Below are 15,004 nucleotides of genomic sequence, written 5' to 3' on the forward strand. Positions count from 1 at the left end.
CCCCCTTTGCCCATGCACACGTCCTCCATTCAGCAAAATATCCTCGAAGAGCTCGACCGCGAGCTGGCCGTGACGCGCCTCGTATTAGAGCGCGTGCCCACCGATAAGTTTGATTACCAGCCCCACCCCAAGTCGATGAAAATGGGCACGCTGGCCTCGCATATCGTTAATTTGCTGATGTTCAAACAGTTGTTTGTTCAGGCTAACGAGCGCGATTTTCTTGACCAGAATGCCCCCAAGCCGCCGCCCAGCCCCACTACCACCGAAGAGTTGTTGGAGCGGTTCGATAAATTCAGCGCCAGTCTGCGCCAGGCCCTGCACGAGTCAGACGATGAAAAGCTGACCGAAAACTTCCAGCTGCGGCGCGGTGAGCAGGTGCTCATGGAGCGCCCCAAAGGTGCCGCGCTGCGCATCATGGGCCTCAACCACAGCATTCACCACCGCGGCCAGCTCACGGTATATCTGCGCTTGCTCGACATCCCGCTGCCCGGCGTATACGGCCCCAGCGCCGACGAGCCCGGCGGGTTTTAGGCCAAACAAACAGTAAAAAAAGAACGTCATGCTGAGCTTGTCGAAGCATCTCTGCCACGTAGCTAACCTCGAACGTTGAGATTACTTACGCAGTAGAGATGCTTCGACAAGCTCAGTATGACGTTCTTTTTTTAATCCTTGCGCGTAAAAAAATTCTTGCCGCCAATCCAAGTTTGCTGCACTTTCAAATCATGCAGCTTCTCGTTGGGCGCGGTCAATAAATCGGTGTCCAGCACCACAAAATCGGCCAGCATGCCAGCCTTTATCTGGCCTTTGCGTTTGTCTTCGAAGGCAGCGTGGGCGGCCCAGGTGGTCATGCCGCGCAGGGCCTGCTGGCGGGTAAGGGCGTTTTCCATCTGGAAGCCGCCGGCCGGGAAGTTCTTGGCATCTTGCCGCGCCACAGCCGCGTGGAAGCCGTAGAGCGGATTAATATCCTCGACCGGAAAATCAGAGCCCAACGCCAGCTGGCCATATTGCTTCAGCAAATCCTGGTACACGTAAGCGGTTTTGAGGCGCTGCGCACCCAGGCGCTCGCCGGCCCAGTACATGTCGGAAGTGGCATGAGTAGGCTGCACCGAGGGCACAATGTGGTACTGCCCAAACTTAGATACGTCCTGCGGGCTCACCACCTGCGCGTGCTCGATGCGCCAGCGCCGGTCGGTTTGCCCCGCCAGTGCCGCCCCGTATATGTCGAGCAGCAGCCGGTTGCTGGAGTCGCCGATGGCGTGGGTATTCATCTGAAACTTCGTGGCAGCCAGCTCCTTAGCCAGGTCGCGGTAGTACTCGGGGTGTTGCAGCAAAAAGCCCGTCTCGTGCGGCCGGTCGGTGTAGGGGGCCAGCAGCGCCGCCCCGCGCGAGCCCAGCGCCCCATCGGCATATACTTTGAACGAGCTAATGGTCAGGTTATCACTGAAAAACGGCCCCTTCGGCAGGTAATACGCCTTGTTGGAGGGGGTAGGGTTGAGCATGGCGTAGAGGCGCAGGTGCAGCTTGCGGGCCTGTTGCAGCGCGGCCATGCGGTCGATGTCTTCCTTGTTGAGGCCGGCGTCGGCGAGGCTGGTGAGGCCCACGGCCAGGCAGTTTTGCTGGCCAGCCAGCAGGGCCGCGTCGGCCTCGGCCGGGCTGGGCTCGGGGATTTTAGCGGCCACGAGCTTCACGGCATTATCCACGAGCAAGCCGGTGAGGTGGCCTTGCGCATCGCGCCCGATTACGCCGCCGCTGATGGGGGTGGCAGCCGTAACACCCGCCAGGTCAAGTGCTTTCTGGTTGACGAGCGCCGCGTGGCCATCTACGCGCACGAGGAGCACCGGCACATCCGGAAACAGCCGGTCCAGGGTGTCTTTGGTGGGGTAGCGCTGGCCGGGCCAGTCATTCTGGTCCCAGCCACGGCCGGTGAGCCAGGCCGCTGTGGGCTGCTGCTGCCGGTGCGTAGTAAGGCGGCCCACCGTTTCGGCCCACGAGGTGGCGCCCACCAGATTGGCCGAGCGCAGGCCCAGCGCGTAGCGGTAAAAGTGGCAGTGCGCATCGTAAAAGCCAGGATAGATAAACTGCCCATGCGCATCCACCGTCTGCGCCGCTCGGTAGCGGCCTTGCAGGTCGGCCGCCGTGCCCACGGCCACAAAGTGCCCATCGCGCACGGCAAAAGCCTGCGCCTTGCTAAACGTAGAGTCCACGGTGTACACCGTGGCATTGGTCACCAACAAGTCAACCGCCTCACGCTGAGACTGACAGCCGCCTAGCCCAACCGAAAGACCAAAAGCCAGGGTACTACCAAGTTTAAAAATAAGGCGCATGGCACAAAATAGTATGCGAAGTTCCAACCCGAAACCAATGGGCAAAGCTAAGCCCGTTCTCGCCAGAGAACGGGCTGCCTAAAACCGTCCACAAAATCCGTGAAATCCGGTCAAATCCGTGCTAATCAGTGGTCCTATTCGAAGCGCATGTGCTTCACCGACTCGCCCGAATTCTTCAATTCCAGCAGCGAATCGATACCGATGGCCAGGTGCTGCTTCACAAAATTGGTCGTCACTTTCGAGTCCGACTCGGCCGTTTTCACGCCCTCGGGCGTCATGGGGTTATCGCTTACCAGCAGTAGCGCGCCGTGCGGGATGTCGTTCATGAAGCCGCACACGAAAATGGTGGCCGTTTCCATGTCTACGGCTAGGGCGCGCACGCGCTTGAGGTAGTCTTTAAACTCCTCGTCGTGCTCCCACACGCGGCGGTTGGTGGTGTACACGGTGCCGGTGTAGTAGTCCATCTCGTGCTTCTTAATCATAGAAGAAACAGCGCGTTGCAGCCGGAAAGAGGGTAGGGCCGGAATCTCCTTTGGCAAATAATCGTCGGAAGTTCCCTCGCCGCGAATGGCCGCGATGGGCAGCACGAGGTCGCCGAGCTTGGTCTTTTTCAGGCCCCCGCACTTGCCCAAAAACAGGGCCGCCTTGGGCTTGATGGCCGAGAGCAAATCCATGACCGTGGCCGCCATCGGCGAGCCCATACCGAAGTTGATGATGGTGATGCCGTTGGCCGTGGCCGACTGCATCGGCTTGTCGAGCCCGTGCACTTTCACCCCAAACTGCTCGGCAAACATGCTCACGTAGTTGCTGAAATTGGTGAGCAGAATGTACTGTCCAAAATCGCCGAGGGCTACGCCCGTGTAGCGTGGCAGCCAGTTGTTTACAATGTCTTCTTTGGTCTTCATGGAGGGTGTTTGGGTTGAATTAAGTTATTTTTTGTCTGTCATTGCGAGCCTGCGAAGCAATCGCACCCACACGACTCGTCTGGGCGTCGTTTTGGTGCGATTGCTTCGCAGGCTCGCAATGACAGCCACGGCAATTGACAGTCAGAAACAAAAAAGCCGCCTACCCGGTAGGGTACGGCGGCGCAACGAGCAGAAAGCCCAACGAAATGCGACAACCAAACCCATACCTTTGGAGGTGATGCAAGTGCTCGACCTGCCGCCTTTCGACCACAAAATTAGGCAAAATTTAGCGAATCTTCCCGAAATCTGGGATGAGCTGCGCCGCAAGTACGTGGTGCTGACCCCCGAAGAGTGGGTGCGGCAGCACGTGGCGCACTACCTGATGGCCCACCTGGGCTACCCGCGCGGCCTGCTGAGCCTGGAGCGCGGCCACCGCTACAACCAGCGCCAGAAGCGCACCGACCTTGTGGCCCTGGGCCCCACCGGCCAGCCGCTGCTGCTGGTGGAGTGCAAGCGGCCCAGCGTGGCCATTACGCCCGCCGTGGCCCAGCAGGCCGCCACCTACAACCAGACCATGCGCGCGCCCTACCTGCTGCTCAGCAACGGCTTGGTGCACTACTGCTGGCGCGTCGACTTTGCGCAGGGGCGGAATGAGCGCCTGGCCGAAATCCCGACCTATGCGCAGGCCGCCGCCTTGGCCGACGGTGAGCGGCCCCAGGGGGGGTAGGGCTCTCAGACGTTGACGCGCATCACGACTGGCTCGTGAGTGGCGGCGTTCCAGCCCTTAAACTCGATGTAGCGCACGTTGGGCACCCAAAACGTGCCGCCCTCAATGCGCAGGTACACGCGGGTGAGTACAATCTGCTTGTTGCCAATCACTGTGAATACGTGATATGCCTTGTCTACACTCGATTTCATGAGGTAGAAGGGCACCTTGTCGTAAGCGGCAAATTTTAGCTCGTACTTATCAGCGGCCAGCTTTTTGGCCGTGAGGCCGTAGGCAAACTTGCGCTGAATAAAGTTGAGGTCCTTGCGCTGGCCCTGCTCGTCGTAGCGCAGCCAGAATACGCTAATCGGTTCTTCCTCATTCAACTGGCCCCCGCCATTTAGGTTGAGCTGGTAGATGATGGTATTGGTATTGGGGTCGCGCTGCAGGTAAAACAGCTGGTTGGCCACCCCGGCCGGCACCGGATACGTGAGCATGGGCTGGCCCGGCTGCGCGGTGGGGTAGGGGCCAAGCCACCCCAGCAGCAGGAGCAGGGTAGGGAGAAAAGAAAATAGCATAAGCTTGAAGCGGTGGAAGAGTACACCGGGCCGGGCCGATTTGTTTAGCCCCGGCCCCAGCTACCTAAAAAAGCCCCCCGAACATGCGTTCGGGGGGCTTCCTGGCAGCCACAGGTGCTACTTTATGAGATGGCGACTTGCTTGCCAGCCAGCACGTAGCGCTCTTCCAGCACCGACTCTACGGGCACCAGCGGCAGGTTCCAGGCGTCGGCTACGCCCTGGTACACCACTTCGCCGTGCACCACGTTGAGGCCCTTGCGCAGGTCCTCGTTGAGCAGGCAGGCCACGCGCCAGCCCTGGTTGGCCAGCTTCACGGCGTAGGGCAGGGTAGCGTTGGTGAGGGCCAGGGTCGAGGTGTAAGGCACCGCGCCAGGCATGTTGGCCACGCAGTAGTGCACCACGTCGTCGATGATGAAGGTCGGGTTTTCGTGGGTCGTCGGCTCGCAGGTTTCGATGCAGCCGCCCTGGTCCACGGCCACGTCCACGAGCACCGTGCCGGGGCGCATGGTCTTGAGCATGTCGCGGGTGATGAGGTGCGGAGCCTTGGCACCCGGAATCAGCACGGCGCCCACTACTAGGTCGGCGGTTTTGATAGCTTCGCGGATGTTGTACTCGTTCGAGTACTGCGTCACCACGTTCTTGGGCATGAAGTCGTCGAGCTCACGCAAGCGATTCAGGTTGATGTCCATGATGGTCACCTGCGCGCCGAGGCCGGCGGCCACCTTGGCAGCCTGCGTGCCCACGATGCCGGCGCCCAGCACGAGCACGTGCGCGGGCTTCACGCCGGGCACGCCACCCAGCAAAATGCCACGGCCTTTGAGCGGCTTCTCCAGGTACTTGGCGCCTTCCTGCGGAGCCATGCGGCCAGCCACCTCGCTCATCGGAATGAGCAGGGGTAGGGCCCGCGAAGGCAGCTCCACCGTTTCGTAAGCGAGGCACACGGCCTTGCGCTCAATCATGGCGTGGGTCAGCTCCTCGCCGCTGGCAAAGTGGAAGTACGTGAACAGCAGCTGGTTCTCCTTGATGAGCGGATACTCCTCCGCAATCGGCTCCTTCACCTTGATAATCATCTCGGCCTGCCCATACACCTCGGCAATGGTCGGCAGCAGCTTGGCGCCGGCCTGCTCATACTCGGCATCGGCAAAGCCCGAGCCTTCGCCGGCGCTTGCTTGCACCAGCACCGAGTGGCCATGCTTGCGCAATTCGGCAACACCGGCGGGCGTCAGGCCCACGCGGTTTTCATTATTCTTAATTTCCTTCGGAACACCGATAATCATGGGGCAGGGGAGGGGAAAAGGGAGGGGTAAAACGTGCCGTAAAGATACGGCCGCCGCTTAGGCAATGAACAGTGAGCAGTGAACAAGGAGCAATTACCGCCATAGCATAATTGCTCCTTGTTCACTGCTCATTGCTCACTGATTTAAGCAGGCCCGGCATATCGAGCGGGTGCGTGTACATGGTCAGCTTGCCGTTGGGCGTGGTGGGCCACTCGGCGCGTGGGCGGTCCCAGTAGAGCTCCAGGCCGTTACCATCGGGGTCATCGAGGTAAATGGCCTCGCTCACGCCGTGGTCCGAGGCGCCGAGCAGGGGGTAGCCCGCCTGCATCAGCCGCCGCACCACGGCCGCTAGCCCGGCCCGGTCGCGGTATAAAATAGCCGCGTGGTAGAGGCCCGCTACCCCCTGGCGCTGGGCCGGGCGCCCGCCCTGGCTGTGCCAGATATTGAGCCCGATGTGGTGGTGGTAGCCATCGGCCGACAAAAACGCGGCCGTGCCCATGTCCAGCATCACCTCAAAGCCCAGCAGGTCGTGGTAAAAAGCCAGCGCGCGCTTCATGTCCGTAACCTGCAAGTGGATGTGGCCAATGCTGGTGCCAGCGGGCACCACGTAGGCTTCGGCACCGGGGGAGGGGGTAGGGTTCATAAAGAAAAGCAGTGAGAAAGAGCAAAAGTAATGTACCTACATTATTCAATAATGAACCCAGAAAAAAAGCTCTGCTGGTTTGGCAGAGCTTACGTTCAATAAGGAGGGGTAGGCTACTTAAACGGCACCGATGAGCCGCTTTCTTTCACCAGGCTAGTGGGCACTAAGTCCTTCACCACGTTGGCCTTGAGGGTTAGCTTGGTGTCGCCGTGCATATCGTTCGAGTCCAGCGTGACGACTTCCGTAGCCGCTCCTACGGCGCGCTGCGAGTACACCAGCTCCACCACGGCGCTCTGGCCGGGCTTGATGGGCGCGGGCACCGCGCGGTAGCCCACGCAGTAGCACGGCGACGACACGGTGGTCAGCACCAGGTCTTTGGGCCCGGTGTTGCGCACTCCGATGCGCGCCACCGGCTGCGTACCCGCCTCAATGCGGCCAAAATCGTAGGTGCCGCGCTCCAGCACCAGCTTGGGCGAGCTGGCCAGCTGGGCGGGCGTGAGGGTGGCCCGCAGCTCCTCCTTGGTAAGCACGGTGCCCTTGAGGCTGAGGACTTTGCTGGCCTCGCTGGCGTTGCTCATCACGGTCACGGTCTTGGCAAACACGCCGGGCCGGCCGGCGCTGTTGTACACCGCCTTGATGACGCCCGACTTGCCGGGCAGCACCGGTGCCTTGGTCCACTCCGGGGTGGTGCAGCCGCAGCTAGCCTGGGCATTGGCAATCACAATAGGTTGATTACCGGTGTTTTTAAACCGAAACTCGTAAGTAGCCATCGTGCCTTCGGGCACTTTGCCGAAGTCGTGGTCGGTGCTTTCGAATGTAATAACGCCTTGCGCACGGGCGGCCAGCGCCAGCATACACAGCACGAGAGTAGAAGCGATACGCATGGGAGAAGGTGAAAAAACCGGCCCTGAAAGGAGCCATTATGCGGGGTAACAAATACTTAACTCCATCCAGTGAAGCCAGCTAGACAAATATACGGCCCACCCCCACGCGATTTCGTAAATTTGTGTCACCGCCCTACCCCTTTCCCACCCACCCACTTCTTTATTACCCTCAATTATGTCTGAGACGCTGCTCGCCCCGGCCGAAGCCCTTCCTGGCACCGCCCCCCTGCACCAGTCCCTCTCCCGCGCCGAGCTGCTGGATGATTACCGCCTCGGCTGGGAAAGCCGCCACGCTTCGCTGGCCGGCCGCCGCGAGGTGTTTATGGGCAAGGCCAAATTTGGCATCTTTGGCGATGGCAAGGAGCTGCCGCAGCTGGCCATGGCCCGCGCCTTCCAGAACGGCGATTTCCGGGCCGGCTACTACCGCGACCAGACTTTTATGGTGGCCATCGGGGAGCTGACCTGGCAGCAATACTTTGCCCAGCTCTACGCCCACGCCGACCCCGAGGCCGACCCCAGCACCGCCGGCCGCGCCATGAACGGCCACTTCGGCACCCGCCTGCTCGACGACGACGGCCAGTTTAAGCCCCAGACTTCGACCAAGAATTCCTCGGCCGATATCTCGCCCACCGGCGGCCAGATGCCGCGCCTCGTGGGCCTGGCCTACGCCAGCAAGCTTTATCGCCAAAACCCCGAGCTGCACCAGTTTACCGACTTTTCGGTGAATGGCAACGAGGTGGCGTTCGGCACCATCGGCAACGCCAGCACTTCGGAGGGCGTGTTTTTTGAGGCGATAAATGCGGCCGGCGTGCTTCAGATTCCGCTGCTGATGTCGGTATGGGACGACCACTACGGTATTTCGGTACCCGCTGAGTATCAGACTACCAAGCAAAGCATTTCGGCCATCCTGGCCGGCTTCCAGCGCGAAGGCGAGGGCCAGGACGGCTTCGAGATTTTTGTGGTGCGTGGCTGGGACTACCCCACCCTGGTGGATACCTACCAGCGCGCCGCCGCCGTGTGCCGCGCCCAGCACGTGCCGGTGCTCATCCACGTGACCGAGGTGACGCAGCCGCAGGGCCACAGCACCAGCGGCTCGCACGAGCGCTACAAGCCCAAGGAGCGCCTGAGCTGGGAAGAGCAGCACGATTGCCTGACCCACTTCCGCGAATACCTGCTCACGGAGGGGGTAGGGACGGAAGACGAGCTGGCGCAAATCGAGAAAACGGCCGCCGCCGTTATCAAGCAGGCGCGCACCACCGCGTGGTCGGCCTTTTTCGACCCCATTCAGCAGGAGCGCGAAGAAGCGCTGGTAATTCTGGACAAAATGGTGGCCGAAGCCGGCGCCGAGAATGAGCTGGCCGAGCTGGTCAAGTCGCTGAAAACCAACGTCACGCCCATCCGGGCCGACATTGTGCGCACGCTGCGGCGGGCCCTGCGTCAGATTCGGGGCAACCGGCCCAGCGCCGGCCGCCGCGCCGCCCAGCGCCTGCTGGAGCAGTGCGAGGCCGAAAATGCCGACCGCTACAATTCCTACCTCTTCAGCCAGAGCGAGGAGGCCGTGGGCAACATCGACGAAGTGCCGGTGGAGTTTGCCGCCGACGCGCCCATGGTCGATGGCCGCGAGGTGCTGCAAGCCTGCTTCACGGCCAACTTTGAGCGCGACCCGCGCATCTTCGCCATCGGCGAAGACGTGGGTCAGATTGGCGACGTGAACCAGGCCTTCGCGGGCTTGCAGGAGAAGTTTGGCAAGCTGCGCGTGACCGATACCGGCATCCGTGAGGCAACCATTATCGGCCAGGGCATCGGGGCGTCGTTGCGCGGGCTGCGGCCTATCACCGAGATTCAATACCTTGATTACCTGCTCTATGCCATTCAGGTGCTGAGCGACGACGTGGCCTGTCTGCAATACCGCACCAAGGGTGGCCAGAAGGCGCCGCTCATCGTGCGCACCCGTGGGCACCGGCTGGAGGGCATCTGGCACTCGGGCTCGCCCATCCAAATGATACTCGGCGCCATTCGGGGCATTCACCTCTGCGTGCCGCGCGACATGACCCAGGCGGCGGGCTTCTACAACACGCTGCTGCGCTCCGACGAGCCGGCCATCGTCATTGAGTGCCTCAACGGCTACCGCCTCAAGGAAAAGCTGGCGGCCAACATCGGTGAGTTTACCCTACCCCTCGGCCGGCCCGAGGTGCTGCGCGCCGGCACCGACCTCACCATCGTCACCTACGGCTCGATGTGCCGCATCGTTATGGACGCCGCCAAGCAGCTGGCCGACGCCGATATCTCAGTAGAAGTAATTGACGTGCAGACGCTCCTGCCCTTCGATACCGACCAGCTCATTGCCGACAGCCTGCGCAAAACCGGCCGCGTCATCTTCGCCGATGAGGACGTGCCCGGCGGCGCTACGGCCTACATGATGCAGCAAGTGCTCGATGGCCAAAGTGCCTACCAGCTGCTCGACTCGCCGCCGCGCTGCCTGGCCGCCCACGCCCACCGCCCGCCCTACGGCTCCGACGGCGACTACTTCTCCAAGCCCAACGCGGAGGACGTTTTCGACCTGGCCTACGACATGCTGCGCGAGTCGGACCCGGCTAAGTTTCCGGCCATTTATTAGCCTCGTTTGTCATTGCGAGCGCAGCGCGGCAATCGCATCAGAACGATGCCCAAACGACTCGTTCTGATGCGATTGCCACGCTGCGCTCGCAATGACAAGATTCTATTCAAAATTTCTCTTACCCCCTACAGCTGCGCAATCACGATGCTGTCGGTGCGGATGGTATTGCTCAGGTGCAGGGCGCGGTCGGCGATGTGCACGTCGAAGCGCACCACCTGGCCGGCCGTGAATAAGTCGCCGTAGCCAAGGGCAATGGTACGGGTCAGGGTCCCTTTAATAGGCGCCGTTTTGCTATCGGTGAGGCCCGTAATGTGCTCAAAACGACCATTATAGGCGCCCGTAGTCGTCAGCCCCAGCGATACCGTTGAGACGAACTTACCCGTCTTGGGGTCCTTCAGAAAAGGCTCGACGAAGTAGTTATTGTTGAAAATGCTGGGGTAGGCGTAGGGCGCCACCTGGCTCTCGGCGGCCGTCAGGCCCAGGTCGCCGTCGCCATCCTGAAAATTGATGGTAATGAAAACCGAGTCGATGGGCTGCTGCTTGGGGTCAGCATATTTGTAACGCTTCACCCGCACATTATTGTTGCTGATGGAGGGGGTAGTAGAATATTCGGGTGCCTTCAGGCAACTGCCCAGCCCCGTGGCTAGCAGCGCCAGCCCGCCCAATGAGAGTACAAGTCGAAACGATTTCATACGCAAACGCAGTCAAAAATTGGAAGCCCGGCCCGCCTATTTCCGCCCGCCTTGCCAACGTAGGGGGCCGGGGTTTGTTGTGCCGGTGTAAATGTAAGCCGCCCGCTGCCAGTAGCTCCGGCTGCGTATTTTGCCTAACCCTTGTTGCTCGCTATGAGTTTCCGCACTTCTTTTCTGGGCCCCAACTACCAGGCCCTTACCCAGCTAGTTACCGCCGATTTTGATGCCGCCGCGCTGCATTTGTTTCAGCACCAAGCGGCGCACTGCCCGCCCTACGCGGCCTACCTGGCCGGCCTGGGCCGCGACCCGGCCGCCGTGCGGGGGGTAGGGGATATTCCGTTTCTGCCCATCGAGTTTTTCAAAACCCAGGAGGTGCGCACCGAGCCGGCCGCCTGGCAGCCGCAAGAGGTATTTCGCAGCAGCGGCACCACCTTGCAGCAGCGCAGCCGCCACCTCGTGCGCGACCCCGCCCTGTACCGCGCCAATGCGGCGGCCATCTTCGAGGCGGCCTACGGCCCACTCACGGGCTGGACGTTTCTGGCCCTGCTGCCCTCCTATTTAGAGCAAGGTGAGTCGTCGTTGGTGGCGATGGTGGCCGATTTTGCTGAGCGGTCGGGGCAGGCGCAGCCGTCTTTTTTCCTGCGCGACCACGCCGGCCTGGTGCGGGCGCTGGCCGAAGCCAAGCAGCAGCCCGGCCGCCGCGTCATGCTCTTCGGCGTCACCTACGCCCTGCTCGACCTGGCCTCCGAGTACGGGGGTAGGGACGAGCTGCAAGACGTGGTGGTGCTCGAAACCGGCGGTATGAAGGGCCGCCGCCGCGAGATGATTCGCGAGGAGCTGCACCAGGAATTGCAGACCGCCTTCGGCCCCGCGCCCATCCACTCCGAATACGGCATGACCGAGCTGCTGAGCCAGGCCTACTCGCCCGGCCACGGCCTCTTCTACTGCCCGCCCCAGATGCAAGTGCTGCTGCGTGACCCCGCCGACCCCTTTTCCGTAGCCGCCGACCGCCCCGAGGGCGCCATCAACGTCATCGACTTGGCCAACGTGGACAGCTGCGCCTTCATTGAAACCAAGGACCTGGCCCGCCGGCATCACGGCGGCGCCTTCGAGGTGTTGGGGCGGATGGATAACTCCGATATAAGAGGGTGCAGCCAGCTGGTGTAAGGCTGTTTGTCATTGCGAGCGTAACGAAGTGAAGCGCGGCAATCCTTCCTTCACGTTGGGGCTAGTAATCCAACGATTAGAAAAGATTGCCGCGCTCCACTTCGTTGCCCTGGCAATGACAAACGGGATTCTACTTGCCCGCAAAAGCCTTAGCATCAGCCTCCTCAATGGTAGCGTCGCTCATGATAACCAAGCGCTCGACCACGTTGCGCAGCTCGCGGATGTTGCCGCGCCAGTCGAGGCCTTGCAGATAGGTGAGCGCGTCGGCCGAGATTTTCTTGGGCTTGTTGCCGTAGTCGGCGGCGATATCCTGCAGGAATTTCTGCACCAGCTCGGGGATGTCCTCGCGGCGCTCGTTGAGGGAAGGCACCTGGATGAGAATCACCGAGAGGCGGTGGTAGAGGTCTTCGCGGAAGTTCTTATCGGCGATTTCCTGGAGCAAGTCTTTGTTGGTGGCGGCCAGCACGCGCACGTTCACCGAAATCTCTTTTTCGCCGCCCACGCGGGTAATTTTCTGCTCTTGCAGGGCGCGCAGCACCTTGGCCTGGGCCGAAAGGCTCATATCGCCGATTTCGTCCAGAAAGAGCGTGCCGCCGTCGGCCTGCTCAAACTTGCCGATGCGCTGCTTCACGGCCGAAGTGAATGAGCCTTTTTCGTGGCCAAATAGCTCGCTCTCAATCAGCTCGCTCGGGATGGCGGCGCAGTTAACTTCTACCAGCGGGCCGTTGGCGCGCGGGCTGAGCTGGTGCAGCTGCCGGGCCACCATTTCCTTGCCCGCCCCGTTGGGGCCGGTGATGAGCACACGGGCATCGGTGGGCGCAACTTTTTCAATGGCTTTGCGCACCGCGCCCAGCCCGGCCGAGCCACCAATCATCTCGTTGCCTTTGGTGGTGGCGAGCTTCTTCTTGAGCGTCTTGGTTTCGGAGGTTAGCTTGGTGCGTTCCAAGGCGTTGCGCACCGTCACGAGCAGGCGGTTGAGGTCGAGCGGCTTGGCGATGAAGTCAAACGCGCCCTTCTTGGTGGCGTCCACGGCGGTTTCGATGTTGCCGTGGGCCGACACCATGATGAACGTCGCGTCGGGGGCCAGCGTGCGGGCGCGCTCCAGCACTTCGAGGCCATCCATCTTGGGCATTTTGATGTCGCAAAGTACCACGTCGTACTTCTGCTGAATCAATAAATCGAGCCCCGCTGGCCCATCCTCGGCCTGGTCTACCTGGTAGTCTTCAAACTCCAGAATTTCCTTGAGGGTGTTGCGGATGGCCTTTTCGTCGTCGATGATGAGAATGCGGGGCATAGCGTGTAGGGTAAGCTTTAGCTTGCCGGCCGAGCGCCGGCGTAAAATGCGGTAGTACGGCAAGCTAAAGCTTACCCTACAAAAAAGCGGCTGCCTTCTTGCGAAAGCAGCCGCCGAAATTACGCAATGAGCCGATAAGCCGGGTTCTGTCCGCCCCAAGGTTTCCCCCGGCGCGGCCCCACCATTTATCTAGGCCCGTCGTCGCCGACGGGCTCCAGCGACCTACCCGCGAACCCGGACGGGCCGCCCGGTGCCGGCCGCCCGAAGGCCGCCTGCGTGTTCGCTTATTTGGTCTTGCAACCCCTGAGGTTTACCCAGCCGGCGTGGTCACCCAGCCGCTGGTGCGCTCTTACCGCACCTTTTCACCCTTACCAGTTCGGTAAATGGGTAAGTGAGTAATTGAGTAAGGTGTTCAGGTAAACACGCTACTCAATTACTCACTTACTCACTTACCGTTCGGCGGTTATTTTCTGTGGCACTGGCTGTCCTGGCCCGATTGGCCAGTCCTACCCGTTAGGTAGCAGGGCGCCCTGCGTAGCCCGGACTTTCCTCCCCGCCCGCATTTGCGTTGGGCGCGGCGGTGGGGTGGCTCACTGCGGGGACAAAGGTAGGGGTTATTTGCTGGGGGGTAGGAAATCTTCGCGCAGCGGGCTGAACGAGTCGAGCAGCGTGCCCGCTTGCCGGGCCATCACGCTGTGCGGCACGTTGGGGGCGGCGTAGAACGAGTCGCCGGCGTGCAGAATGCGGGTTTCCTCGCCCACCGTTACGGTAAACTCACCGCTTTCGACGTACGAAATCTGGCTGTGGGCGTGGTGGTGCAGCGTGCCCACCGCGCCAGCTTCAAACTCAATTTTCACCAGTAGCAGGTCGTCGTTGTAGGCTATCAAGGTGCGGCGAACGCCGGGTGCTGTCTTCTCCCAGGTAAGGTCGGTAGCGGGTCGAAAAGCGGGGGTCGAACGAGTCATGGAAAAGGATAAGAGGGGTAGGACTGCACTACGGCACCCAGGTCAAGTGATTGGCGCTCAGGGTTTGCTCGCCTTCCCAACGGTAGCCGATGAGCTGGCCGCCACGAGCCACGCTGTAGTCGAGGCACACGGCGTAGGGCTGCAAAAGCCGGGGCGTGCCGCGCAGCCAGTAGTGCCCGAAGAAAACGGGTTTTTCGTCCTGGTAGTGCCAGGGGTCTAACTTATTTATTTCGACGGGTTGGCCGCGCAGCTCGGGCAGGTCTTCGAGGTAGTAGTCGCGGTAGGTGGCGGCGGTGGTGGGGTTTTGCCACCAGCGCACGCGCATCAACTCGCGGCGGTGGCCGTCTTTATCGGCGAAGGACAGGCCGGTGGGCAGCCGTACCTCGCGGCCCTTGAGCGTGACTTCTACTGCCTCGTACTCGGGGCTGCCGCGCCGGCTGGCCCGCAGCATATAGTCGGGCGTGAGGCGCAGGCCGGGCAGCTCGTGGCGTAGGTAGGCCACGTGGCGCGGCTCCCAGCAGGCGTGCACCGCCCGCAGGCCGGGCAGCTCCAGCAGCAGGGGTAGGGTTTGAAACCAAGCCAGATAATCGAGCCACTCGCGGTACAGCTCGGGCGTGCTAAACTCCTGAATGGTAGCCCAATGCTGCTTGATGTGCCAGGGCCGGTGCGGGCGCAGGTAGCCGCCGGCCGGGTCTTTTTGCCAGAAAGCCAGCGCATTGTACTCGTGGTTGCCCAGGATGGCCAGCGCCGCGCCGCCCTCCACCATGCCACGCACCAGCTGCAGGGTTTCCCTGATTTTGGGGCCGCGGTCCACGTAGTCACCTAAAAAAATGACCTGCCTACCCCCCGCGTGGCGCAGCACGCCGGCCGCGTCGGGCCGGTAATCCAGGTGGTGGAGCAAGGCCCGCAGCTCGTCGGCGTGGCCGTGAATGTCGCCGATGAGGTCGTACAT

At 61.6% G+C, this 15,004-nt stretch carries 14 protein-coding genes and 1 other RNA gene; 4 read left to right on the plus strand and 11 right to left on the minus strand.

What is annotated here, in order from left to right:
* Positions 1-12 precede the first annotated feature (12 nt).
* Positions 13-531, plus strand: a complete 519-nt coding sequence (locus tag E4631_RS18465) for a DinB family protein (protein WP_133659366.1) — start codon at positions 13-15, stop codon at positions 529-531.
* Positions 532-662: 131 nt separating this feature from the next.
* On the opposite strand, the gene E4631_RS18470 is transcribed toward E4631_RS18465, so the two are convergent.
* Positions 663-2,324, minus strand: a complete 1,662-nt coding sequence (locus E4631_RS18470) for an amidohydrolase (RefSeq protein WP_133659367.1) — start codon at positions 2,322-2,324, stop codon at positions 663-665.
* Positions 2,325-2,458: 134 nt separating this feature from the next.
* Complete coding sequence (locus tag E4631_RS18475; protein WP_133659368.1) at positions 2,459-3,229, minus strand: AMP nucleosidase; 771 nt, start codon at positions 3,227-3,229, stop codon at positions 2,459-2,461.
* A 238-nt stretch (positions 3,230-3,467) separates the two neighbouring features.
* On the opposite strand from E4631_RS18475, the gene E4631_RS18480 reads away from it, so the two are divergent.
* Entirely contained in the window at positions 3,468-3,956 is a 489-nt protein-coding gene (locus E4631_RS18480) for a type I restriction enzyme HsdR N-terminal domain-containing protein (protein WP_133659369.1), read from the plus strand.
* A gap of 5 nt (positions 3,957-3,961) precedes the next feature.
* On the opposite strand, the gene E4631_RS18485 is transcribed toward E4631_RS18480, so the two are convergent.
* From E4631_RS18485 to E4631_RS18500, 4 genes are all read right to left on the minus strand, one after another.
* Entirely contained in the window at positions 3,962-4,513 is a 552-nt protein-coding gene (locus E4631_RS18485; RefSeq protein ID WP_133659370.1) for a DUF4833 domain-containing protein, read from the minus strand.
* Positions 4,514-4,635: 122 nt separating this feature from the next.
* On the minus strand, positions 4,636-5,790 hold the full coding sequence (ald, locus tag E4631_RS18490) for an alanine dehydrogenase (protein WP_133659371.1): 1,155 nt from the start codon (positions 5,788-5,790) through the stop codon (positions 4,636-4,638).
* 121 nt (positions 5,791-5,911) lie between these two features.
* Positions 5,912-6,433, minus strand: coding sequence for a VOC family protein (locus E4631_RS18495; protein WP_133659372.1), 522 nt, complete (start codon positions 6,431-6,433; stop codon positions 5,912-5,914).
* A 113-nt stretch (positions 6,434-6,546) separates the two neighbouring features.
* On the minus strand, positions 6,547-7,317 hold the full coding sequence (locus E4631_RS18500; protein ID WP_133659373.1) for a DUF1573 domain-containing protein: 771 nt from the start codon (positions 7,315-7,317) through the stop codon (positions 6,547-6,549).
* Between the two features lie 175 nt (positions 7,318-7,492).
* On the opposite strand from E4631_RS18500, the gene E4631_RS18505 reads away from it, so the two are divergent.
* The gene (locus E4631_RS18505) at positions 7,493-9,934 is read left to right on the plus strand and encodes a thiamine pyrophosphate-dependent enzyme (RefSeq protein ID WP_133659374.1); all 2,442 of its coding nucleotides are present in this window, start codon (positions 7,493-7,495) and stop codon (positions 9,932-9,934) included.
* Positions 9,935-10,059: 125 nt separating this feature from the next.
* Here the strand turns inward: E4631_RS18505 and E4631_RS18510 are convergent, their stop codons facing one another.
* On the minus strand, positions 10,060-10,626 hold the full coding sequence (locus E4631_RS18510; protein WP_133659375.1) for a hypothetical protein: 567 nt from the start codon (positions 10,624-10,626) through the stop codon (positions 10,060-10,062).
* A gap of 153 nt (positions 10,627-10,779) precedes the next feature.
* Here E4631_RS18510 and E4631_RS18515 point away from each other — a divergent pair, with 153 nt between their 5' ends.
* Positions 10,780-11,793 carry an acyl transferase gene (locus E4631_RS18515; protein WP_240735064.1) on the plus strand — a complete coding sequence of 338 codons (1,014 nt, stop codon included), beginning with the start codon at positions 10,780-10,782 and terminating at the stop codon, positions 11,791-11,793.
* 130 nt (positions 11,794-11,923) lie between these two features.
* Here E4631_RS18515 and E4631_RS18520 read toward each other — a convergent pair whose 3' ends face one another.
* The 4 genes from E4631_RS18520 to E4631_RS18535 all read right to left on the minus strand — a co-directional run bounded on the left by E4631_RS18520 (position 11,924) and on the right by E4631_RS18535 (position 15,004).
* Complete coding sequence (locus E4631_RS18520) at positions 11,924-13,087, minus strand: sigma-54 dependent transcriptional regulator (RefSeq protein ID WP_133659376.1); 1,164 nt, start codon at positions 13,085-13,087, stop codon at positions 11,924-11,926.
* 119 nt (positions 13,088-13,206) lie between these two features.
* An RNA gene (gene rnpB, locus E4631_RS18525) (RNase P RNA component class A) lies at positions 13,207-13,684 on the minus strand.
* 17 nt (positions 13,685-13,701) lie between these two features.
* Entirely contained in the window at positions 13,702-14,052 is a 351-nt protein-coding gene (locus E4631_RS18530) for a cupin domain-containing protein (protein ID WP_133659377.1), read from the minus strand.
* A gap of 28 nt (positions 14,053-14,080) precedes the next feature.
* A complete protein-coding gene (locus E4631_RS18535; protein ID WP_133659378.1) occupies positions 14,081-15,004 on the minus strand; it encodes a metallophosphoesterase in 924 nt (307 codons plus the stop codon).

It is taken from the genome of Hymenobacter sp. UV11 (genome assembly GCF_004684095.1).
In the GTDB taxonomy this organism is placed as follows: domain Bacteria; phylum Bacteroidota; class Bacteroidia; order Cytophagales; family Hymenobacteraceae; genus Hymenobacter.

Excerpts from the sequence above, each read along its gene's own strand:
- E4631_RS18505 (WP_133659374.1), top strand. The coding sequence starts at position 7,493 with ATGTCTGAGACGCTGCTCGCCCCGGCCGAAGCCCTTCCTGGCACCGCC.
- E4631_RS18520 (WP_133659376.1), bottom strand. The coding sequence starts at position 13,087 with ATGCCCCGCATTCTCATCATCGACGACGAAAAGGCCATCCGCAACACC.
- ald (WP_133659371.1), bottom strand. The coding sequence starts at position 5,790 with ATGATTATCGGTGTTCCGAAGGAAATTAAGAATAATGAAAACCGCGTG.
- E4631_RS18480 (WP_133659369.1), top strand. The coding sequence starts at position 3,468 with ATGCAAGTGCTCGACCTGCCGCCTTTCGACCACAAAATTAGGCAAAAT.
- E4631_RS18465 (WP_133659366.1), top strand. The coding sequence starts at position 13 with ATGCACACGTCCTCCATTCAGCAAAATATCCTCGAAGAGCTCGACCGC.
- E4631_RS18500 (WP_133659373.1), bottom strand. The coding sequence starts at position 7,317 with ATGCGTATCGCTTCTACTCTCGTGCTGTGTATGCTGGCGCTGGCCGCC.
- E4631_RS18485 (WP_133659370.1), bottom strand. The coding sequence starts at position 4,513 with ATGCTATTTTCTTTTCTCCCTACCCTGCTCCTGCTGCTGGGGTGGCTT.
- E4631_RS18470 (WP_133659367.1), bottom strand. The coding sequence starts at position 2,324 with ATGCGCCTTATTTTTAAACTTGGTAGTACCCTGGCTTTTGGTCTTTCG.
- E4631_RS18475 (WP_133659368.1), bottom strand. The coding sequence starts at position 3,229 with ATGAAGACCAAAGAAGACATTGTAAACAACTGGCTGCCACGCTACACG.
- E4631_RS18510 (WP_133659375.1), bottom strand. The coding sequence starts at position 10,626 with ATGAAATCGTTTCGACTTGTACTCTCATTGGGCGGGCTGGCGCTGCTA.
- E4631_RS18495 (WP_133659372.1), bottom strand. The coding sequence starts at position 6,433 with ATGAACCCTACCCCCTCCCCCGGTGCCGAAGCCTACGTGGTGCCCGCT.
- E4631_RS18535 (WP_133659378.1), bottom strand. The coding sequence starts at position 15,004 with ATGTACGACCTCATCGGCGACATTCACGGCCACGCCGACGAGCTGCGG.
- E4631_RS18530 (WP_133659377.1), bottom strand. The coding sequence starts at position 14,052 with ATGACTCGTTCGACCCCCGCTTTTCGACCCGCTACCGACCTTACCTGG.
- E4631_RS18515 (WP_240735064.1), top strand. The coding sequence starts at position 10,780 with ATGAGTTTCCGCACTTCTTTTCTGGGCCCCAACTACCAGGCCCTTACC.